At 73.6% G+C, this 21272-nt stretch carries 16 protein-coding genes and 2 pseudogenes; 7 read left to right on the plus strand and 11 right to left on the minus strand.

Features of this window, described 5'->3' with window-relative positions; translation table 11 throughout:
• Nucleotides 1-68: 68 nt before the first annotated feature.
• The gene (locus tag ACFWZ5_RS05525; protein ID WP_384789576.1) at nucleotides 69-2048 is read left to right on the plus strand and encodes an APC family permease; all 1980 of its coding nucleotides are present in this window, start codon (nucleotides 69-71) and stop codon (nucleotides 2046-2048) included.
• 105 nt (nucleotides 2049-2153) lie between these two features.
• Here ACFWZ5_RS05525 and ACFWZ5_RS05530 read toward each other — a convergent pair whose 3' ends face one another.
• Complete coding sequence (locus tag ACFWZ5_RS05530; protein WP_384789573.1) at nucleotides 2154-2495, minus strand: hypothetical protein; 342 nt, start codon at nucleotides 2493-2495, stop codon at nucleotides 2154-2156.
• Nucleotides 2496-2672: 177 nt separating this feature from the next.
• Here ACFWZ5_RS05530 and ACFWZ5_RS05535 point away from each other — a divergent pair, with 177 nt between their 5' ends.
• From ACFWZ5_RS05535 to ACFWZ5_RS05550, 4 genes and pseudogenes are all read left to right on the plus strand, one after another.
• Nucleotides 2673-3176 carry a potassium channel family protein gene (locus ACFWZ5_RS05535; protein ID WP_384789570.1) on the plus strand — a complete coding sequence of 168 codons (504 nt, stop codon included), beginning with the start codon at nucleotides 2673-2675 and terminating at the stop codon, nucleotides 3174-3176.
• Between the two features lie 47 nt (nucleotides 3177-3223).
• Nucleotides 3224-3391, plus strand: a pseudogene (locus tag ACFWZ5_RS05540) (MFS transporter); the annotation flags it as partial.
• 196 nt (nucleotides 3392-3587) lie between these two features.
• A complete protein-coding gene (locus tag ACFWZ5_RS05545; RefSeq protein WP_384789568.1) occupies nucleotides 3588-5084 on the plus strand; it encodes an FUSC family protein in 1497 nt (498 codons plus the stop codon).
• A 184-nt stretch (nucleotides 5085-5268) separates the two neighbouring features.
• Nucleotides 5269-6306 carry a lactonase family protein gene (locus ACFWZ5_RS05550; protein WP_384789565.1) on the plus strand — a complete coding sequence of 346 codons (1038 nt, stop codon included), beginning with the start codon at nucleotides 5269-5271 and terminating at the stop codon, nucleotides 6304-6306.
• 142 nt (nucleotides 6307-6448) lie between these two features.
• Here ACFWZ5_RS05550 and ACFWZ5_RS05555 read toward each other — a convergent pair whose 3' ends face one another.
• The 10 genes and pseudogenes from ACFWZ5_RS05555 to ACFWZ5_RS05600 all read right to left on the minus strand — a co-directional run bounded on the left by ACFWZ5_RS05555 (nucleotide 6449) and on the right by ACFWZ5_RS05600 (nucleotide 18240).
• The gene (locus ACFWZ5_RS05555; RefSeq protein ID WP_384789562.1) at nucleotides 6449-7378 is read right to left on the minus strand and encodes a sirohydrochlorin chelatase; all 930 of its coding nucleotides are present in this window, start codon (nucleotides 7376-7378) and stop codon (nucleotides 6449-6451) included.
• 153 nt (nucleotides 7379-7531) lie between these two features.
• Nucleotides 7532-8542 carry an N-acetylglucosamine kinase gene (locus ACFWZ5_RS05560; RefSeq protein ID WP_384890460.1) on the minus strand — a complete coding sequence of 337 codons (1011 nt, stop codon included), beginning with the start codon at nucleotides 8540-8542 and terminating at the stop codon, nucleotides 7532-7534.
• On the minus strand, nucleotides 8539-9216 hold the full coding sequence (locus ACFWZ5_RS05565; protein ID WP_384792056.1) for a uracil-DNA glycosylase: 678 nt from the start codon (nucleotides 9214-9216) through the stop codon (nucleotides 8539-8541). The genes ACFWZ5_RS05560 and ACFWZ5_RS05565 overlap by 4 nt, the downstream gene beginning before the upstream one ends.
• Before the next feature lie 123 nt (nucleotides 9217-9339).
• Nucleotides 9340-9831: a methyltransferase family protein gene (locus ACFWZ5_RS05570; protein ID WP_384792053.1), complete on the minus strand. Its 492-nt coding sequence runs from the start codon at nucleotides 9829-9831 to the stop codon at nucleotides 9340-9342.
• A gap of 63 nt (nucleotides 9832-9894) precedes the next feature.
• Nucleotides 9895-10980 carry a WD40/YVTN/BNR-like repeat-containing protein gene (locus ACFWZ5_RS05575; protein WP_384792050.1) on the minus strand — a complete coding sequence of 362 codons (1086 nt, stop codon included), beginning with the start codon at nucleotides 10978-10980 and terminating at the stop codon, nucleotides 9895-9897.
• A 220-nt stretch (nucleotides 10981-11200) separates the two neighbouring features.
• On the minus strand, nucleotides 11201-12358 hold the full coding sequence (gene mmuM, locus ACFWZ5_RS05580; RefSeq protein ID WP_384792047.1) for a homocysteine S-methyltransferase: 1158 nt from the start codon (nucleotides 12356-12358) through the stop codon (nucleotides 11201-11203).
• Complete coding sequence (locus ACFWZ5_RS05585; protein WP_384792044.1) at nucleotides 12355-14430, minus strand: dipeptide ABC transporter ATP-binding protein; 2076 nt, start codon at nucleotides 14428-14430, stop codon at nucleotides 12355-12357. The genes mmuM and ACFWZ5_RS05585 overlap by 4 nt, the downstream gene beginning before the upstream one ends.
• Before the next feature lie 31 nt (nucleotides 14431-14461).
• Nucleotides 14462-15379 (minus strand): ABC transporter permease, encoded by a 918-nt coding sequence (locus ACFWZ5_RS05590; protein ID WP_384792042.1) that lies wholly within the window; start codon nucleotides 15377-15379, stop codon nucleotides 14462-14464.
• A gap of 22 nt (nucleotides 15380-15401) precedes the next feature.
• Nucleotides 15402-16351 (minus strand): annotated as a pseudogene (locus ACFWZ5_RS05595) (ABC transporter permease).
• On the minus strand, nucleotides 16348-18240 hold the full coding sequence (locus tag ACFWZ5_RS05600; RefSeq protein WP_384792039.1) for a peptide ABC transporter substrate-binding protein: 1893 nt from the start codon (nucleotides 18238-18240) through the stop codon (nucleotides 16348-16350). Before ACFWZ5_RS05600 ends, ACFWZ5_RS05595 begins: the two are co-directional and overlap by 4 nt.
• A 220-nt stretch (nucleotides 18241-18460) precedes the next feature.
• Here ACFWZ5_RS05600 and ACFWZ5_RS05605 point away from each other — a divergent pair, with 220 nt between their 5' ends.
• Both ACFWZ5_RS05605 and ACFWZ5_RS05610 read left to right on the plus strand, forming a co-directional pair.
• Nucleotides 18461-19633 carry an ROK family protein gene (locus ACFWZ5_RS05605; RefSeq protein WP_384792036.1) on the plus strand — a complete coding sequence of 391 codons (1173 nt, stop codon included), beginning with the start codon at nucleotides 18461-18463 and terminating at the stop codon, nucleotides 19631-19633.
• Nucleotides 19630-21234, plus strand: a complete 1605-nt coding sequence (locus ACFWZ5_RS05610) for a M81 family metallopeptidase (protein ID WP_384792033.1) — start codon at nucleotides 19630-19632, stop codon at nucleotides 21232-21234. Before ACFWZ5_RS05605 ends, ACFWZ5_RS05610 begins: the two co-directional genes overlap by 4 nt.
• The last annotated feature ends 38 nt before the right edge of the window (nucleotides 21235-21272 follow it).

The following is a 21272-nucleotide window of genomic DNA, read 5'->3' on the forward strand; positions in this document are numbered from 1 at the left end:
GTCGCTCGATCGGCCCTCGGGCGGGGTGGCCGCTCGGTTTCGGGAGCGCCCGCCGGTGTCATGGTCACATGTCCACGACCGACCGTGCCGCAGGTATCCCGGAACCGCTCTCCTACCGCCTGAAGCGGCTGCTGCTCGGTCCGCCTCTGGTCACCGCGCGCATCCGGAAGGAGAAGCTCGACAACCGCACCGCGCTCGGCGTGCTCGCCTCGGACTGCGTCAGCTCGTCGGCGTACGGCTCCGAGGAGATACTGCGCGTCCTGGTCCCCGTCGTCGGCGTCGCCGCGTTCACACTGCTCATGCCGGTGACCGGCGCGATCCTGCTGATCCTGGTCCTGCTGACGCTGTGTTACAGCGACGTCGTCATGATCTACACTCGCGCGGGCGGCTCCTACGTGGTGGCGCGGGAGAACTTCGGCCCGGACGTCGCCCAGATCGCCGCCGTCGCGCTGCTCGTGGACTACGTCGTCACGGTCGCCGTGCAGGTCTCGGCGGGCACGAACGCGCTGATCTCGCTCGCGCACCTGGTCGGGGACGACTGGACCGGCATCGACCACCTCCAACTGCCCTTCAGCGTCGGCGTGGTCCTCATCCTGGCGTACGGCAATCTGCGGGGCCTCAGGGAGGCGGGCCGGGTCTTCGCCGCGCCCGCGTACCTGTTCATGACCGCGGTCGGCCTGATGATGGTGGTCGGCGCGGTCCGCTGGGCCCTCGGGGAGCTGCCGCACGCCGACGTGCGGGCCGCGGGGGCCGTGCCGCTGGGGGAGTCGGGGGACGGCTGGCTGTACGGGGCCTCGCTGTTCATGGTCCTGCGCGCGTTCGCCAACGGCGGCTCGTCGCTCACCGGCCTGGAGGCGATCTCCAACGGCATCTCCGTGTTCCGCGAGCCCCAGGGCGGCAACGCCCGGCGCACGCTGATCACGATGAGCTGTGTGCTCGGGGTCCTCGTGCTCGGGGTGTCCTGGCTGGCCCACCTCACCCACGCGATCCCGTACACCGACGGCACCCCCACGGTGATCGCGCAGGAGGCGCACTTCGTGTTCGGGGAGGGCTGGGCGGGCACGGCGGGTCTGGTCTTCGTGCAGCTCGCCACCGCGCTGATCCTCTACACCGGGGCGAACACGCCCTTCACGGGCTTCCCGTACCTGGCGAGCTTCGTCGCCGAGGACCGCTTCCTGCCCCGGCAGCTGACCCGGCGCGGCCACCGGCTCGTCTTCTCCAACGGCATCGTCTGCCTGGCCGCGGTGTCCCTGACCCTGCTGCTCGTCACCAACGCCAACGTCGACAAGCTGGTGGCGCTCTACGCGATCGGCGTGTTCACCGCCTTCACCATGGCCGGGGCCGGTCTGACCGCCTACCACCTGCGGCGCAGGGAACCCGGCCGGTCCTGGAAGATCGCCGTCAACGCGACCGCCGCGGTCGTGTCGGCGGCCGTCGTCCTGATCTTCGCGGTCACCAAGTTCACCGAGGGCGCCTGGCTGGTCGTCGTGGTCTTCCCGCTCGGCGTGTGGCTGCTCGTACGCATCAACCGCGAGTACCGCGCCGAGGCCGCCGCCCTGGAGGCGCTGCCGCCCGCGGAGGAGAGCGACCGGCCGCGCCGGCAGCGGCACGTGGTGCAGATCCTGGTGGACGCCTTCGACCCGGCCGTCTTCCAGGCGCTGCGGTACGCGCACGAGCTGCGCCCCGACGAGGTGCGGGCCGTGCACGTCGCCGTCGACACGCCGCGCGCCCAGCGGCTCGCGGCGCGGTGGTCGAAGACCCGGGCGACGGACGTACCCCTGGAGATCGTCGACTGCCCGGACCGGCGCCTGGAGCGGGCCGTGATGGGCCTCGCGGCCGACACCACCGTCGACGGGCACACCGCCCTCACCCTCCTCATCCCGCACCGCGCCTACCGCACGGTCCTCGGGCGGCTGCTGCACCGCGGCACCGCCGAGCACCTCGCCCACGTCCTGGAGGACCTGCCGTCCGTGGCCGTGACGGTGCTGCCCTACCGGGTGAGGCCCGGCGTCAAGGGCGCGCGACCGCCGCGGGAGGGGGCTGGCTGAGGCGACGTCAGCCCTGGTCACACATCAGCTCCGGTCAGACGTCAGTCCCGGTCAGGTTCGGGGGCGGTACGGAGGGTTCATCGCGGATGTCTCCCGGGGCGTGGGTCAGGCGGACGGCGGTACGTCGGTGGGCCCGTCGTGCGGTGCGTCGTGGTGGCGGTGGGGGAGCCTCAGGTGGTGGTGCCCCTGCGGGCGCTCGGCGTGCTCCGCGGCGTTCGCGCGGTCCACGAACTCGGGTGCCATGACGTGCACCTTGCGCCCCTCGCACCGGGGGCACACCGCGTCGGACAGCGGCGTCCTGATCGCCCTGCCCGCCTCGTCGACGTACTCCTGTGTGTTCTGGCCGGTCGGGTCGGTGAAGAACACGACCTGGAAGGAGGCCTTCCAGACGTGGCCGCAGTCGCCGCAGGCGAACGCGAAGGTCTCCGTGATGGGCTCCGCCGTCATGCGCTCGGTCCTCCGGTCGGCGTGTTCCCCCGTGGCTCGTCGCTCTGTCCAGATCACATCGGCTGCCGAGGTCCGGCAACTCGGCGGCGCGGGGTCCGGCCCGCCGAAGGGATGACCCGTGGCGCCGGGCCGCGCGTCCGGACCGGGCCGGTGCCGCCCGCCGCGCAGAATCCGGCCATGCTGCCGGGATTCTGGACCAGGGCGGTCGAACTGCTGCTCGGCCGGGAAGGGCGCTCGCTGCACGTGCGGGCGGCGGGCGTGGCCACGGCCGTGCTCGGGGTCACGATGCTCGTCGGTTCGTGGGCGGTCGTCGCCGCCGAGCACGGCGCGCGGCACGCCAACCTCACGTCGTACCCGAAGGCCCTGTGGTGGTCGGTCGAGACCGCGACGACGGTCGGGTACGGCGACTTCTACCCGGTGACCCTGTGGGGCCGGGTCGTGGGCACGGTCGTGATGGTCGTCGGCATCACCACGTACGGCATGGTGACCGCCGCCCTGGCCACCTGGTTCGTCGGGCGCGACGAGAAGCGGCGCCATCACCTGGCCCGCGACGCCGAGCGGGCCGCGCACCACCTGTGCGACGAGACCGCCGAGGCCCTGCACGCCCGCTTCGACCGCCTGGAACGCCTGGTGACCGAACAGGCCCGCCACGACGGCGACCCCGACGGAGGCACTTCATGAACGGCGTCATCCGCAGCGCGGTGCCCGCCCGCATCGACCGGCTGCCCTGGTCGCGGTTCCACACCCGCATGGTGATCGCGCTCGGCATCGGCGGCGAGTACGCGGCCATCAACTCCGCGATCGACGAGATGATCCCGGCCCGCTACCGGGGCCGCACCGACCTCGCGATCAACGGCACGTACTGGCTCGGCCGCTCGTGCGGGTGTGAGCTGACCCGTTGGCTTGTTCATGGCGGAATATGTGGACGTCCAAGTATGCCAATGGCTCAGTCGAACCAGGTCAGGTTGAGCCATCGGGCCTCTTGATGATGTGATGTACCCGTCGATGGCGCTGCGGATCCCGCGGCGCCTTTGTCATGCAGGCGGGAAATCGCCGGTGCGGGAACGGGTACGGAGAGGGGTCACCACGCTGGTGCTGAAGACAGTGTTCGTCGCGCCCGATCCAGGTCGACTGCGGTTGCGCAGCGCCTGTCGGGCCGTGCTCGGTATCGGAGCCGCCGTCGCGTTGTGCGGCCTGGTCGGGCACTCCCTCGTCGCGGCCATCATCGGTGGCCTCGCGGCGCTGCTCGCCCTGTTCACCGTCATGGACACGACGGTGCGCGGGCAGGCCGTGACCACGCTGCTGCTGCCCGCCGTGGGCTTCCCCGTCCTCGCGCTCGCGGCGTCGCTGCACGACCTGCCGCTGGTGCGGGACGCGGCGTTCCTCGCCGTCACCGGCGCCGGCGTCTACGCACGGCGGTGGGGGCCGCGCGGGCACTCGCTCGGCGTGTTCGCCTTCATGACCTTCTTCGCGGCGCAGTTCCTGCACGCGCAGGTCGGCCAGTTGCCCGAGCTGTTCGCCGCCGTGGGCCTCTCGCTGTGCGCGTCGTCGGCCGTCCGGTTCGGTCTGTGGTGCTACGAGCGCGGGCTTCCGCCGGCGGTGGCGCCCGCTCCGGAGGCGGGCAGGGGCCTGGCCCGCGCGACGACACGGCAGGCGGTCCAGGCGACCGTCGGGGCGGCCTTCGCCCTGGCGCTCGGCCAGGCCCTGTCGCACGAGCGCTGGTACTGGGCCGTCGGCGCCACCTGGTGGGTGTTCGTGAACACCACCTCGCGCGGCGAGACCCTCGTACGGGGCTTCCGCCGCGTGGCCGGTACGGTCGTCGGCGTCGTCATCGGCCTCTTCGTCGCGGTGCCGCTGCACGCGGCGCCGGTGCCCACGGCGGTCCTGGTCGCCGTCTGCGTCTTCGGGATCTTCTACACCGCCGCCGTGTCGTACACCTGGATGATGCTGTCGGTGACGGTCATGGCGGGCCTGCTGTACGGGCTGCTCGGCGTGCTCGATCCGGCCCTGCTCGCCCTGCGCGTCGCCGAGACCGCGGTCGGCGCGACGGGCGCGGCCCTCGCCGTCCTGCTCGTCCTGCCCGTCACCACCCACGCCACCACCGACGCGTGGATCCAGCGGGCCCTGCGCTGCGTGCACACCTGCACGGACATGGCCACGGCCCGTCTTCGGGGCTCGGCCCATGCCGACCCGGCCCCGCACGTCGCCGAGCTCGAAGTGCTGCTCGGCAAGGTGCGGATGTCCCTGGCGCCGCTCCTCCACCCGCTCAACCCGCTGGCCGCCCGCAAGGCGCGGGCGCGGCAGGTGCTCGCCCTCCTGGACGACTGCGCCCGGGAGGTGCGCGGCCTCGCGTCCGTCACCGCCGACGTCGAGGCCTCGCACGACGAGCGCCTCGCGGCCGCGTGCTGGCGCGTGGAGGCCGCCGTGGAGGCGCTGACGACGCCGGGAGCCGCGCTCGGTTCGCCGGCCGCGCCCCACACCGGAGTCGTCGAGGGCGCGCTGGCCCACGTCCACGGCCTGGAGCAGGCCCTGGTCCAGCTCGCCGAACCGCTGCAGGCGCCCACGCGCGCACCGCTGACCGGAGCCTGAGCCGACGGAGTCGGAGCCCCAGCCTCGCAGCCCGGGCCGCCTGATCCGTACGGTGCCCGGCAGCCCCGCACCCGTTGGTCCAGACCAGCTGCTAGCGTCGCCCCCACGCGCGCTGTTCCGGCGCGCGACGGCTTGGGGACGCGGTGCGTGACCGGGGCACGCGCGCGGAGAGAGGGGCGAGGCAGTGGGCAGTCAGGCGCGGCGGGCGTACATCGGATCCTTCACGGCGGCGGGCGGGCGCGGTGTCGTCAGCGCGGCGCTCGACCCGGACACCGGGGCGCTGACCCCGCTCACGGCGACGGACGCCGTCCCCGACCCGTCGTACCTCGCGCTCGCGCCCGGCGCCGACACGCTGTACGCGGTGAGCGAGACGTCGAACGGCGCCCTCGCCGCCTTCCGCGTGAGCGCGGACGGGCTGCGGCCCCTCGGCCCGCCCGTGCCCGTCGACGGGGACGCGCCCACGCACCTCGCGCTGCACGGCGGCCACGTGCTCGCCGCCAACTACGGCTCCGGCAGCGTCACCGCCCTCGCCGTCAAGGCCGACGGAGGCCTCGCCTCCGCCCCCGCGGGCGTGCTGCGGCACGAGGGCGCGGGCCCGCACCCGCAGCGCCAGCAGGGCCCGCACGCCCACCAGGTCCTGCCCGACCCGAGCGGCCGCTGGGTGGTCAGCGTCGACCTCGGCACCGACTCCGTCCGCGTGTGCGCGCTCGGCGACGACGGGCTCGCCCTGCACCGCGAGGTGGCCCTGCGCCCCGGCTCCGGGCCGCGCCACCTGGCCTTCCACCCGGACGGCACGCACGCGTACGTCCTGAACGAGCTCTCGCCCACCCTCACCGTGTGCGCCTGGGACGCCGTCGACGGCACCCTCAAGCCGCTCACGGAGACGCCCGTGCTGCCCGGGGCGCCCGCGGGCGACGCCTACCCCTCCGCGGTCGTCGTCGCGCCCGACGGCCGCTTCCTGTGGACCGCCACGCGCGGCGAGGACGTCGTGTCCGTCTTCGCGCTCGACGCGGCGGGCGGCACCGCCCGCCGCACGGCCACCGTGCCGTCCGGCGGGCACTGGCCGCGCGACCTGGCGCTGCACCCCTCCGGACGGTTCCTGTACGCCGCCCATGAGCGCTCCGGGGACGTCACCTGGTTCGCCGTCGACCCCGAGACCGGCACGCCGCTGCGCGGGGGCGCGGTCGACGTGCCCGCGGCCTCCTGCGTGGTCTTCGGCTGACGAGGCCCGCGCCCGGACCGCGCCCGGACCGCGCCCGGATGCCTCGTACGTCTCGTAAGCACTGATACGCCGATGGGCCCGCCCCTGACTCAGGAAGCGGGCCCATCGGCGCATCGAGACGTACGTACGAGCGGTGGCCGGGTCAGTGCACCGGCGTGCCCGGCCGCTGCGGGGCGATGCCCAGGGCCGTCGTGTACTTGGAGAGCGCCAGCTTGCCGATCGCCGGGTAGGCGCCGAGCGGCTCGGCGACGGAGCAGCCCGCGTCCTTCGCCGCCGCCTCCAGGAGGCCGGCGTCGGTCTCCGGGCCGATCAGGTACGGGGCGAGCGCCAGCTGGGCCGAGCCCGACGCGCGCAGCTGCTCGGCGACGGCCGCGACCGAGCCCTCCGCGTCCAGGGCGGCCGCCATCACCGGCACCGCGAGGCGCGCCGCGAGCAGCATGCCGGTGATCCCGGCGGCCTGCACGGCCTCCTCGCCGCCGACCGTGGCCAGGACGATGCCGTCCGCCGCGGTCGCGACCGTGAACAGGCGGGCCCGGTCGGCGCGGGACAGACCGGCCTCGGACAGGCGCACGTGCAGGGCCTCGGCGAGCAGCGGGTGCGGGCCGAGGACGTCGGTCAGCTCGGCATCGGCGCCGCTGTCCACGACGGCCTGCCGGATGCGGTGCGTCAGCGCGCTGTCGGGGCCCGCGAGCAGCGGCACCACGACCGCCACGGGGCCCTCGGGCGCCTTGGCCTCGACACCCGCGGCGAGCGCCTGCTCGTAGCGGGCGACGCGCTGGGCGGCGGTGTGCGCGAGCACGGCCTGGAGGGTGGGGAACTCGGTGGAATCGGCGTCCTCCCCGTCGACGTAGCCGATTCTCGCGTCGAGGCCGGGCAGCTCGGAGCGGGCGATGCTGGCGACTTCCTCGGCGAGGGAGCGCGTGGTCGTGCTGGGGACGCCCGGCACGGCGAGGACGAGCGCGGGCGCGCCCTCGGGAGCCGCGACGGGCTCCGGACGTCGGTGCCGGCCCGGCTGGCGGGGACGCGGCATTCGTACAGGCAGGCCGGATGCGGGCCCAGTGGGGGAGCTCATGGCGCCGCATGCTACTGGCTTGAGGGGCTTCCTTGTTCGGGGAGGGTGCAGGTCAGCGGCATAAGTCCGCTTTGTCGGACCGTTCGTACCGGCGTCAACAACGTGCCTGGTCCGGGGCCCGGCGCGGCGCGCGCACCGGGGTGCGCGCGCCGGTCATGCCGCCACGTGCAACAGGCGTGGATCGTGCGGCAGCTTGAGCGTTCCGGCGGCGAGGTCGACGGCGATGCGGACGGCGCCGTCGAGCGGGCCGCCCGCGGCCGGGACGCGGCGCGCGTACGGAAGACGCTCCGTCAGTTCCGCCTCCAGCGGGTCAAGGAGTACGTCACCGAGCTTCAACAGGCCGCCCGTCAGAGCGACTTCGCACGCCCCTTCGTCCTCTCCTTCGCGGTCTCCCGCGTGGCCCGCGGCGGCCGGGCAGGCCGCGGCCGCCGCGTCGGCGATGTGCGCGGCCGCCTCGCGCAGGATGCGTGCGGCCACCGGATCGCCGTCCGCCGCGCAGCGGCCCACGTCGGGCGCGAAGCCGGCGAGCACGGCGGGCCGGTCCGTACGCGGATACAGCAGGCCCGGCAGATCCGACAGCGGGCTGCCGAACCGGTCCTCCGCGCGGGCCCGCAGCGCCGCCGAGCCGCCGAGCCGCCCGTCGAACGCCCGCATCGCCGCTTCGAGACCCGCGCGCCCGATCCACGCGCCGCCGCCGCAGTCGCCGAGCAGATGCCCCCAGCCGTCGGCGCGCCGCCACGCGGTCAGATCCGTGCCGAGGGCGACCAGGCCGGTGCCCGCGGCGACCACCGCACCGGGCCGCTGGCCGAGCGCGCCCGCGTACGCGGTGACGGCGTCCGCGGCGAGCGCCACGCGGTGGGCCCCGAACAGCTCGGCAAGGGCGGACGGCAGCCGCTCGCGCAGGTCGTCGCCGAGCGTCCCCATCCCGGCGGCGCCGACGGCGACGGCGGTGAGCCGCCCGCCGCCCGCCTCGGCCAGCAACTCCCGCACCATCGGCGTCAGTTGCGCCAGCATGTGCTCGGCGTCGATGCCGCGCGGGCCCGTCCGCACCGGCTCGTCGGACGTCCGCGGCGCCGGGCGGCGCAGGCCGTCCGCGACGCCGAGCGCGACGCGCAGGCCGGAGCCGCCCGAGTCCACGCCGAGGACGGCCGACGGCTCGGTCACGGCAGCCGCCAGTCCACCGGCTGTGCGCCCTGCCGCACGAGCAGGTCGTTGGCGCGGCTGAACGGCCGCGAGCCGAAGAAGCCGCGGTCCGCCGACATCGGCGACGGGTGGGAGGACTCCACCGACGGCAACTGGCCGAGCAGCGGCCGCAGATTGCGCGCGTCCCGGCCCCACAGGATCGACACCAGCGGCCGGCCGCGGGCCGCGAGCGCGCGGATGGCCTGTTCGGTGACCTCTTCCCAGCCCTTGCCGCGGTGCGCGGCGGGCTTGCGCGGGGCCGTCGTCAGGGCCCTGTTGAGCAGCAGCACGCCCTGCTGGGTCCACGGCGTCAGGTCGCCGTTGGACGGCTGGGGCAGGCCCAGGTCGTTGTTCAGCTCCCGGTAGATGTTGATGAGGCTGCCGGGCAGCGGTCTGACGTCGGGCGCCACCGAGAACGACAGGCCCACCGCGTGCCCGGGGGTGGGGTACGGGTCCTGGCCGACGATCAGGACGCGCACCTCGTCGAACGGCTGCTGGAAGGCGCGCAGCACATTCGCCCCCGAGGGCAGATAGGTGCGTCCCGCGGCGATCTCCGCGCGCAGGAAGTCGCCCATGGAGGCGATCTGTTCGGACACCGGCTCCAGGGCCTTGGCCCAGCCGGCTTCGACGATTTCATGCAAGGGTCGTGGTGCCACGGAGCGTCACTCTACTGCCGTACACGCGGGCCGGTTCAACCGATGGCCCACGGCTCCGCCGGGGGCGGCGCGCGGCCCGGCGCGACGGTGCGGGAGAAAGGTGCGGGAGAACGGTGCGGGAGCTCAGCCGCGCCAGGGCCGCAGCCGCGGCCGCCAGCCGGGGACCGCCTCGCGGTAGCGCCCGTACTCCGTGCCGTAGGTGCGCAGCAGGGTCGGCTCCTCGTACCACCGCGCGAAGGCCCACATGACCGCGGCGGCGAGCACCGCGTACGCCAGCAGGACCGGGCGGGCGAGGAGCAGGCCCTGCCCGGCGATCGCGGTCACCACCGCGACGTACATGGGGTTGCGTACGTGCCGGTAGAGCCCGCCCACGACCAGCTGCTGGGTCGGCGCGACCGGGGCCGGGGTGCCGAGGCCCTCGGCCACGAACCGCACGAAGGCGTGGACGAGGACCACCGCCCCCGCCGCCAGCGCGATGCCGCCCACGACCCGCACCGGCAGCCACCAGTGACCGGCCTGCCACCGCGTCAGCCACCACGGCACGAGCCCCGCCACCGTCCCCGGGGCGAGCGCCATGAACACCGAACTTCCCACTGCCGCAGCCGACTTGCGCATGCCGCAAGCATGACGGCTCGGGTCCTCCTCGTCCCGTCGTGCGGCGCATGCGGTTCCTACGGCTCACGCGACGACGGCGGCCCGCACGCACAGCACGTCCGGCAGGTGGGCGGCCAGCTCCTGCCAGCTGTCGCCGTCGTCCGCCGACGCGTACACCTCGCCGTTGCGGTTGCCGAAGTACAGGCCCGCCGGGTCCGCGCCGTCCGTGCACATCGCGTCCCGCAGCACCGTGCCGTAGTGGTCGTCCCTCGGCAGGCCCGCGCTCAGCGGCTCCCAGGTCGTGCCCGCGTCCGGCGTGCGGTAGACGCGGCAGCGGTGGCCCGCCGGGACGCGGTCCGCGTCGGCGTTGATCGGGAAGACGTACGCCGTGCCGCCGCGGTGCGGGTGCGCGACGGCCGCGAAGCCGAAGTCCGACGGCAGGCCCTTGCCGATGTCGGTCCAGCGGGCGCCCGCGTCGTCGCTCCTGTACACCCCCCAGTGGTTCTGGAGGTAGAGGCGGTCCGGGTCGGCCGCGTCCTTCGTGACCTTGTGCACGCACTGGCCGAACTCCGGGTTCGGGTCCGGCATGAAGACCGCCGAGACGCCCGCGTTCGACGGGTGCCAGCTCGCGCCGCCGTCCTTGGTGCGGAACACGCCCGCCGCGGACACCGCGACCGTCACCGCGTCCTTGTCGCGGGCGTCCGTCAGGATCGTGTGCAGGCCCTCACCGCCGCCGCCCGGCTGCCACTGCGAGCGGGTCGGGTGCTCCCACAGCGGGCGGACGAGCTCGAAGCTCTCGCCGCGGTCCTCCGAGCGGTACAGCGCGGCGGGCTCCGTGCCCGCGTACACCACGTCCGGCTCGGCCGCCGCGGGGTGCAGCTGCCAGACCCGCTCCAGCGAGGCGCCGGTGTCCTTGGGGAACTTCACCGCCGGGCGCGACGGCTCGCTCCAGGTGCGGCCCAGGTCGTCGGAGTGGAACACCGACGGGCCCCAGTGGGAGCTGTCGCCGCCGACGAGTACGCGGGGCGTGGGGGTGCGGGTGTCGATCGCGATCGAGTAGATCGCCTGCGCGTTGAAGTACGGCCCTTCGTCGAACTGCCAGGTGCCGTTCGTGCGGCGGGCTACGAAGAGGCCTTTTCGGGTGCCGATGGTGAGCAGGACGTTCGCCATGGCTGGCGCCTTTCTGGACGGCGTTGTCTCAGGTATGGCTCAGTCTGCACCGTGGGTCTGACAATCACCTGTGGGCGGCGTGGTTGCCCTGGTCAGGGCGGGTTTCTCTACCCCCGCCCACTCGCCCCCTCTGTCGCGCTGCGCGCTCGTCCGCACGCGCCGGACGGGCTTTTCCTCCCCCACCCACCCGCCCTTTTCGGGGCTGCGCCCCTTGCCTCCGCTATCGGCCTTCGGCCTCGTCCTCAAACGCCGGACGGGCTGAAACGTCTCGTAGCTCCTCCGCCACTCTCCTGATCGTCTCCGGGCCCACTCTGCAGCAGCCGCCGATGAGGCGTGCCCCGGCCTCGTACCAAGCCGTCACCTGCTGTGCCGTGAAGCGGTGCGGGCCCTGCCAGTCGTGGGTCGTGGGGTTCCAGGTCTCGCCCGAGTTGGGGTAGACCACCACCGGCTTGCCGGTGATGCGGGCGGCCAGGGGGACGGCGGTGTCCGCGTCGCGCGGGTCGCAGCAGTTGACGCCCACCGCGATGATCTCGTCCGCGTCGGCCGCCAGCGCGAAGGCCTCCGTGAGGGGCTGGCCCGCGCGGGTGCGGGTGCCGCTGACGCTGTAGGAGAGCCAGGCGGGGACGCCGAGGCCGCGCACCGCGCGCAGGAGGGCGCGGGCCTCGTCGGTGTCCGGGACCGTCTCCAGGGCGAGGACGTCCGGCGCGGCGTCGGCCAGGACCTCCAGGCGGGGGCGGTGGAACCGTTCGAGGGCGGTCACGCTCAGGCCGTAGTCGCCGCGGTACTCGGAGCCGTCGGCGAGCATCGCGCCGTACGGGCCTGCGGACGCCGCCACCCACAGAGGACGGCCTGCGCCTGCCGGGCTCGCACCCGTCGCGCCCGCACTCGCTGGGCTCGCGCCCGCTGGGCTCGCACTCGCTGGGCTCGCACTCGCTGGGCTCGCGCCCGTCGCGCCCGCACTCGCTGGGCCCGCACCCGCCGGGCCCGCACCCGCCGCGCCCGCGTCGGTCCGGCCCGCGCCCGTCTGGCCCGCGGCCTCGCGGGCCAGGTTCACGCTGAGGCGGAGCAGTTCGGCCGTGCTGACCGCGTCGATGCCGTGGCGGGCGAAGCCCTCGAACGTCGCCTGGTAGCTCGCGGTGATGACGACGTCCGCGCCCGCCTCGTAGTACGCGCGGTGCGCCGCCCGCACCGCGTCCGGGTGCTCGGCGAGCAGCCGCGCCGACCACAGGTCGTCGGACAGGTCGTGCCCCGCGGCCTGCAACTGGTTGGACAGGCCGCCGTCGAGGACCAGCGGGCCCCGCGCCAGTGCCGTGGCGAGGGGCGGGCGGCCGCCCGCGCCGCCGCCGGGACCCGTCCCCGTACTCGCTGCGTCGCTCATACCGCCGACGCTAGCCGAGGTGCGGCCAGAGGGAAGTGGCAGGCGACCTGGTGGCCCTGACCGTTCGGGGTGCTGACGGGTGGCTCGGTCGTCGCGCACACCTCCTGGGCGAGGGGGCAACGGGTGCGGAAGCGGCAGCCGGACGGGGGCTTCGCCGCGGACGGGGCCTCGCCGCGCAGCGGCTCGCGGCCGGTGGCGGCCGCGGCCTCGGGGTCCGGCACGTGCACGGTGTCGAGGAGCCCGCGCGTGTACGGGTGCAGCGGGTGCGCGTACACGCGCTCGGCGGGGCCCGACTCCACCAGCTTGCCGAGGTACATGACGCCGACGGTGTCGGCGAGATGGCGGATCACCGCGAGGTCGTGCGAGATGAAGAGGTAGGTGAGGCCGCGCTCGCGCTGCAGGTCCCGCATCAGGTTGAGGATCTGCGCCTGCACGGAGACGTCGAGCGCCGAGACCGGCTCGTCGGCGACCACCAGGTCGGGGGAGAGCGTCAGGGCCCGGGCGAGGCCGAGGCGCTGGCGCTGGCCGCCGGAGAACTCGTGCGGATAGCGCCGCACGGCGCCGCGCGGCAGGCCGACCGCGTCGAGGAGTTCGGCGATCAGCCTCTCCTGGTCGGCGCGGCTTCCCACGCCCTGGATGACCAGCGGCTCGCGCAGGATCTCGGCGACACGCATGCGCGGGTCCATCGCGGCCGTGGAGTCCTGGAACATCAGCTGGATCCGGCGCCGGTGCGCCCGGCGCCCGGAGCGGGAGAGCCCGGCGAGGTCGTGGCCGTCGAAGCGGACCGTGCCCGCGGTCGGCGCCTCCAGGCCCGCGACGATCCGGCCGAGCGTCGTCTTGCCGCACCCGGACTCGCCGACCAGGCCGTAGGTCTCGCCCCTCCGGACGGTGAGCGAGACCCCGCCCACCGCGCTGACCGTGCCGCGGCGCCGCGTGAACGGGCCGCCGGAGAGGGGGAACTCCTTGGTGAGGGAGGCGAGTTCGAGCAGGACGCCGCCGGGCTCGGTGACAGGCGCGGCCGGCGGTGTCACGACCTCCTCGTCAGGGGCGTCCCCGAGCGGCACGGGGTGGAAGCACGCGAACCGGTGCTCCGCTCCCTCCGGTCCGCCCTCGGCCGACTGCGGTGCGAGGCGCGGTTCCCGCTCGCGGCACTCGTCCGTCGCGAAGGAGCAGCGCGGCGCGAACCGGCACCCCGTGGGCCGGACGGTCAGGCTCGGCGGCAGACCGGGGATGGTGTGCAGCTCCGTGCCGCTGTCGGCGGCCCGCTCCGGCAGTGCCGCGAACAGCGCCTCGGTGTAGCGGTGCCGGGGGTGCGCGAACAGGTCGCGCACGCCGGACTCCTCGGCGACGCGGCCCGCGTACATGACCGCGACCCGGTCCACGCGGTTGGCAATGACACCCAGGTCGTGGGTGACGAGGATCAGCGCCATGCCGAGCGTCCGGCGCAGATGGTCGACGAGCTCCAGGATCTGGGCCTGCGTCGTGACGTCGAGCGCCGTCGTCGGCTCGTCGGCGATCAGCAGCCGCGGCTCGCACACCAGGGCCATGGCGATCGCCACGCGCTGGCGCATGCCGCCCGACAGCTGGTGCGGATACGCCTTCATCCGCTCCGCGGGCTGCGGCATGCCGACCAGGCCCAGCATCTCCTCGGCGCGCGCCCACGCCTGTGTGCGGCTGGTGTCCGGGCGGTGCAGGAGCAGCGGTTCGGCGACCTGCGCGCCGATGGTCATCGTCGGGTTGAGCGAGGTCAGCGGGTCCTGGAAGACCATGCCGACGCGGTCCCCGCGCACGCTCTGGAGCACGGGCGCGGGCGCGGCCGCCAGGTCCTGTCCGTCGAACAGGATCCGGCCGCCGGTGATCCTGCCGCCGGGCGGCAGCAGTCCGAGGACGCTGAGCGCGGTCATGGTCTTGCCGCAGCCCGACTCGCCGACGATGCCCAGGGCCTCGCCCGGCGCGAGGTCGAGCGAGACGCCGTCGAGGGCGTGGACGGTGCGCTCGCGCGCGACGATGTCGACGGACAGGTCCTCGATCCTCAGCAGCGGCTCGGCCTTGGTGACTTCGGGCTCGGTCATGTCGTGAGGTCCTTACTTCCGTAGCCGTGCTTCACTTCCGCAGCCGTACGTCGAACGCGTCCCGCAGCCCGTCGCCGATGAAGTTGAACGCGGCCACCACCAGGACGATCGCGATGCCCGGCGGGAAGATCAGCCACCAGTAGCCGTTCTGCGTGTAGGTGATCCCGGCCGACAGCATGGAGCCCCAGTCGGCCGCGGGCGGCGGGATGCTGAGGCCGAGGAAGGCCAGATAGCTGACGTAGAGGATGGCGTCGGCGATCTGGAAGGTCGCGTTGACGATGACGGTGCCGACGGCGTTCGGCACGATGTGCCGGAACACGGCGCGGGCGCCACCGCCGCCCATCATCCGCATCGCCTGGACGTACTCGCGGTCGCGCAGGGCGAGCGCCTCGCCGCGCACCAGGCGGGCCGGGGAGAGCCAGGCGACGGCCGCGATGATGAGGATGATCACGCCCTTGGTGGGTGTGACGATCGCGGCGACCACGACGAGCAGGAACATCGCGGGGATCGCGAGCGCCGCGTCGGTGACGCGCATCATCGCGGCGTCGACCCACCCGCCGAAGTAGCCCGACACCGCGCCGTACACGGTCCCGAAGAGCGTCGCGAGGAGCCCGGCCGCGAGCCCGATCTCCAGGGACGTCCGCCCGGCGACCATCAGGCGGCCGACCATGTCGTAGCCGAGGTCGGTGGTGCCGAGCAGATGGCCGTCGGTGCCGGGGGAGAGGTTCGCCCGCGACAGGTCGGTGTGGATCTGCTCGGTGTCGTACAGGAGCGGCCCGAGGTAGCTGAACGCGAGCAGCAGGGCCAGGAGCACCACGCCGGTCAGGGCGAGCTTGTTGCCGGTGAAGACCCGCAGGGTGCGGCGGGCGAGCGAGGGCGTGGCCCGGGCGGCCTCCTCGTGGCCCGGGGCGGTGCCGGGGGCCGGGACGGGGGCTGTCGTGGTGGTCATGCCACGCTCCGTATCCGAGGGCTCATGCCACGCTCCGTATCCGGGGGTCGAGGACGGCGTAGAGGATGTCGGTGAGCAGCGAGCCGACGACGGTGGCGATGCCGACGACCAGCGTCACGCCGAGCAGGACGGGGAAGTCCGAGCCCTGGGCGGCGTTCCAGAAGAGCAGCCCCATGCCCGGGTAGTTGACATCGACTCGACGACGAGCGCGCCGCTGAACAGCGTCGGCAGATACAGGCCGAGCAGCGTCGCGAGCGGGATCAGCGCGTTGCGCAGGACGTGCCGGACCAGGACGCGCCGGCTCGACTGCCCCTTGGCCATGGCGGTGCGGACGTAGTCCTCGGTCAGGTTGTCCAGGACGGCCGAGCGCATATAGCGGCTGAACATCGCCACGATGCCGAAGGCCATCGTGACCACCGGAAGCACCAGGCCCGTGAAGTCCCCCAGGAGCTCGCCGACCGACTCGCCCTGCGGCGCCTCCGCCGGCAGGACCGGCAGGACCTGCGCGAACACGATGATCATGATGAGGCCGAGGAAGAACACCGGCGTGGCGTACAGCAGGAACGCCAGGCCCGTGAGCGCGTAGTCGGACGCCTTGCCGCGCCGCACGGCCTGCAGCAGGCCGAGGGGGACCGCGATGACGACGGCGAGCGCGGTCGAGAGGACCGTGAGGAGCAGGGTCTTGGGCAGCCGCTGCCTGAGCAGGTCGAGCACGGGCGAGTTGAGTTTGTACGAGTCGCCGAGGTCGCCGGTGAACAGGCGCTTGAGGTACATGACGTACTGCGTGGGCAGCGAACGGTCGTAGCCCTGCTGGTGGTTGAAGTCCTGGATCTGCTGGGGCGTGCCCTTGGGGCCGAGGATGGCGCGGGCCGGGCCGCCGGGCAGCATGTGCAGGAGCACGAAGACGATGACCGACACCAGGAAGAGCACGACCAGCGCCTGGAGGAAGCGCTTGACCAGAAAGCCGGTCACTTGTCGGCCTCCTTCTCGTTGGCCTTCTTGTTCTTCTTGTCCTTGTTGACCTTGTCGGACTTCTTGGCCTTCTTGACGAAGTACCAGTCCTGCGGCGCGAACGTGACCGTCGGGTTCTGCTCGACGCCCCGCAGGTCGTTGCGGATCACCGAGACCTGGTACGCGGGGTTGGGCAGCCACATCACCGGCAGCTGCTCGGCGAGGTACTCGCCGTACGCGTGCACGGCCTTCATGTCCGGCGCGTACTGCACGGCGCGGATCACGCGGTCGGCCCTCTTGTCGCTGTAGTTGCCGAAGTTGGCGGACGCGCCCGTGGAGAAGAGCTGCTCGCCGCTGGGGTTGAGGGGGTAGTACCAGCTGCCCGCCGTGCCGAAGAACGACATGTCCCAGTCGCAGCCGGGGTCCTTGGCCGTGCACGGGACGGAGTTGCCGAGCACGGAGTTGAGCGGCTGCTGGCGCACCGTCAGCTCGATGCCGGCCTTGGACAGGGACGACTTGAGCTCCTGCATCGTGTTCGTCGTCTCCGTGGAGCCGGACTGCGAGAGCAGCGTCAGCTTCAGGGGCGCGTCCTCGTCGATGCCCTTGCCGCACTGGTCGGGCCCGGTCCCCGGGCGTACGCAGCGCGCGGTGCCGTCCTCGACCCGCCAGCCGTGCGCGGACAGCAGGGCCTTGGCCTTGGCCACGGAGAACGGGTACTGGTTGCGCTCCATGGCCTTGGACAGGTACTGGCTCTTCGGGGTGACCGGCACCGGGCCGAGCGTCGGGGTCGCGCTGCCCTGCCAGATGACCTCGCTCATCGCCTTCTGGTCGACGAGGTGCTGCATGGCCCGGCGGATGTACAGCTGGCGCAGCAGCGGTCCGGCGTGGGTGGAGTTGAAGTTGTAGACGATGTACGTGGCCGCCCAGCCCTCCCACGGGTCGACGCGGTAGCCCTTGTCCTCGAACTTCTCCTTCTGCGCCATGACCGACGGCGGGATGTAGCCGTAGTCGACGCCGCCCGAACGCAGCACGTTGTACTCGGAGTCGGCGGTCGTGAAGGGTTTGAAGACGACCTTGTCCAGGTGCGGGCGCTGTGACGCCGGGCCGGTGAACCTGTCGTTCGGGACGATGGTGACCTGGCCGTTGTCCCGCCATCCGGCCAGCTTCCAGGGGCCGTTGACGGTCTTCCACAGCGGGTCGGAGCCGTAGGAGCCAAGGCTCTTGGCGTGCCGCGTGAGCCGGGCGAAGACCGCCTTGGCGCCCTTCTTCGTGCGGTCGTGGTCGCCGATCCGGCCGCCGTCGGACGTGGCGTCCCAGGCGTGCTGGGGCAGGGCCCGCACGAGGGTGAGCTGGTTGGCGGTGAACCAGTCCGGGTTGTAGGCGCGGCTGAGGCGCAGCCGCACGGTGTGGTCGTCGACGGTCTCGAAGCGCCGTACGTTGTCGGGCATCGTGCCGACCGAGTAGTTGCCCCACGACGTCTTGTTGGCCTTGACGAGGTTGAACCAGAACTCCAGGTCACGGGCCGTCACCGGGGTGCCGTCGGACCACTTGACGCCCTTGCGCAGGGGTACGGTGACGGTCTTGTTGCCGTCGGTGTACGTCGGCTTCAGGCCGAGGGTGCTCGGGCCGTGCGTGGTGAGCTCGCCCTTCGCCTTGTCGAGGACGGCGTCGTACACCGGCGTGAACAGGAGTGAGGAGATGCCGTAGTTGTAGGAGGCGCCGTAGCCGGGCGCGCCGATCGGGAAGATCCAGTTGGGCGTCGCGGCCGGGGGCAGCGCCATGGTCGCGGTGCCGCCCTCGACGGGGGTGCCGCCGGTGGGGCCCATGTCGATGCGGCCGCCTTCGCGGACGCAGCCGGTCAGGGCCGCGAGGACGAGGCCTGTGGCCGCGGCTGCCTTGAGTGCGCGCATGGTGGACGGCCTCCAAACGGGACACGAGCGGTGCCGATGTCCGGCCGGTGATCGGCGGGATGGCGCCAGACGCTAGGCCGCCGGGGAAAAGCAAGTCAATAGCTTTGTTCGGTTGATTGGGCGATTTCCGGGAAGGTCTGGCCAACGTGGCGAGCATCTGCGTACCGTTCCATCGACGGTCGAATGAACTGCTCGAAGAAACGAAGGAATTGGGGGCCATGTGGCCGGAACAACCGTCGGCGAGCCGGGATCGACGCAGCACATCCTGCAGCTGGTCTCCTCGGGGGCCGCGTCGTCACGGGCCGACCTCGTCCGCGAGCTCGGCCTCGCCCCGTCGACCGTCTCGGCGCGGGTCCAGGAGCTGGTCGGCGCGGGCCTGCTCACGGAGTCCGGCGAGGGCGCGTCCCGCGGCGGCCGCCGCCCCCGCCTCCTTCGCGTCCGCGCCCAGGGCGGCGTCGCCCTCGCCGCCGACCTGGGCAGCCACCACGCCCGGCTCGGCGCCGTCGACCTCGGCGGCGGTGTCCTGGACGCCGTCGACCTGCCGCACGACATCACCGCGGGCCCCGAGCCGGTCGTGGACTGGCTGTGCGAGCGCGTCGACGAACTCGCGGCGCGCCAGCGCGAGGCGGGCCGCGCGGTGCGGGCCCTCGGCGTCGCCTTCCCCGGACCCGTGCAGCCCGCCGAGGGCCGGGTGCTCAGCCCGTCCCGCATGCCCGGCTGGCACCGCTACCCGCTGCGCGCCACCCTCGCCGAACGCCTCGGCATGCCCGTGACCGTCGAGAACGACGCCACGATGATGGCCGTCGGCGAACACCGCGCCGCGCGCGCCGAGCTCGACCACCTCGTCGTCGTCAAGGCGGGCCGCGGCATCGGCAGCGGCGTCATCGCGGCGGGCCGCCCGCACGACGGCGCCAACGGTTCCGCGGGGGACATCAGCCACGTCCGCATCGAGGCGGCGGGCGACCGGCCGTGCAGCTGCGGCAACATCGGCTGCCTGGAGACCGTCGCCAGCGGCGCCGCCCTCATCCGCGAACTCGCGCGGCAGGGCGTCGAGGTGGCCTCCACCGGGGAGCTGCTGCGCCTGGTCGCCGACGGCGACCCGCAGGCCACCACGCTCGTCCGCACCGCGGGCCGCCACATCGGCACCGTCCTGTCCGTCGTCGTGAACTTCTTCAACCCGCAGGCCGTGGCCCTCGGCGGCGTCCTCGCCACCGCCGAGCCGCTCGTCGCCGCCGTCCGCGGCGTCCTGTACGAGCGCTGCCTGCCGCTCGCCACCGCGGACCTGGAGATCACGACGACGGTGACGGGCCCGGACGCGGGCCTCCTCGGCGCGGGCCTGACCGCCCTGCGCCACCACCTGCTGACCGCACAGGAAGAGAGCACCCCCGCATGACCGCCCCGACGCCCTCGCACGCCCCCGTCACCGGCCGCCGCCTGCGCATCGGCATCGGCGGCATCGGCATCGAGTCCTCCACGTTCTGCCCGCACCGCTCCACCACCGACGACTTCCGGCAGACCCGCGGCCAGGAACTCCTCGACCGCTACGCCTGGACGCGCGACGACAGCGACCTCACCTGCCTCGGCGGCCCCGTGGAATGGGTGCCGCTGCTGCACGCCACGGCCCTGCCCGGCGGCCCCGTCGAAGCCGAGTCGTATCTGACCCTCAAGGACGAGCTCGTCACCCGCATCCGGCAGGCGGGCCCGCTCGACGGCCTCGTGTACGACATCCACGGCGCCATGAGCGTCGTCGGCCTCACCGACGCCGAGGCCGACCTCACCGAGGCGGTGCGCGCCGCCCTCGACTCTGTCGGCACCCCTGACGGCACCGGCAGGCCCATGATCTCCACGGCCATGGACCTGCACGGCAACGTCTCGCACCGCTTCGCCGTACCCGTCGACCTGCTCACCGCGCACCGCCTCGCCCCGCACGAGGACGCCTGGGAGACCCGTGAGCGGGCCGCCCGCAACCTGGTGCGCTGCCTGCGCGAGGGCAAGCGGCCGCACCGCGCCTGGGTGCAGGTCCCGGTGCTGCTGCCCGGCGAGAAGACCAGCACCCGCCTGGAGCCCGCCAAGTCCCTGTACGCCTCGCTCGCCGGGATCGAGCGCCTGCCCGGCATCCTGGACGCGGCGCTGTGGGTCGGCTACGCCTGGGCCGACGAGCCCCGCTGCCGGGCCGCGATCGTCGTCACCGGCGACGACGCCGAACGCGCCGCGGCCGAGGCCGAGAAGCTCGCCCGGCGCTACTGGGACGCGCGCCGCGACTTCGTCTTCGTCGGCCCCACGGGCACCGCCGACGAGTGCATCCAGAAGGCCCTGGCCTCTACCCAGCGGCCCTTCGTGATCAGCGACTCCGGCGACAACCCCACCGCGGGCGGCGCGGGCGACCTCGCGTACATGCTGCGCAGGCTCCTCGCCCACGACGCCATCCGCTCCGGGACGGTCACCGCCGTCCACCCGGGCATCACAGACCCGGTCGCCGTCGCCCGGTGCTTCGCGGCGGGCGTCGGCGCGGAGGTGACGCTCTCCGTCGGCGGCAAGGTCGACACCGGCCACGGCGGCCCGTACGAACTCACCGGCACCGTCGAGGCGTTGCAGCGCGCCGCCGACCAGAAGGACCGCGCGGAGGGCGGCGCCTACGACCGGGGCGTCGACATGGCGGCGGTGCGCGTCGGCGGCCTGACCGTGATCCTCGTCGAGCGCCGCAAGCCGTTCCACACCCTCGCCGACTTCCTCGGCCCCGCCGACGGCGGCCTCGGCATCGACCCGCGGACGTACGACCTGGTCGTCGTGAAGATCGGCTACCTGGAGCCGGAGCTGTACGACCTGGCCGCCGACTGGCTGCTCGCCCTCACCCCCGGAGGCGTCGACCAGGACCTGTTGCGGCTCGGCCACCACCGCGTGGAGCGGCCGCTGTACCCCTTCGACGAGGACGCGTACGAGGAGGGCGCGGGCCCCGACCTGACGGCGGCCCACCTGCCGCCGCTCGCCGTGTAGGACCCGCCGCCCAACACGCCCGGACGCGTACGTCTCGC

The organism is Streptomyces sp. NPDC059003 (assembly GCF_042740445.1).
GTDB lineage: Bacteria > Actinomycetota > Actinomycetes > Streptomycetales > Streptomycetaceae > Streptomyces.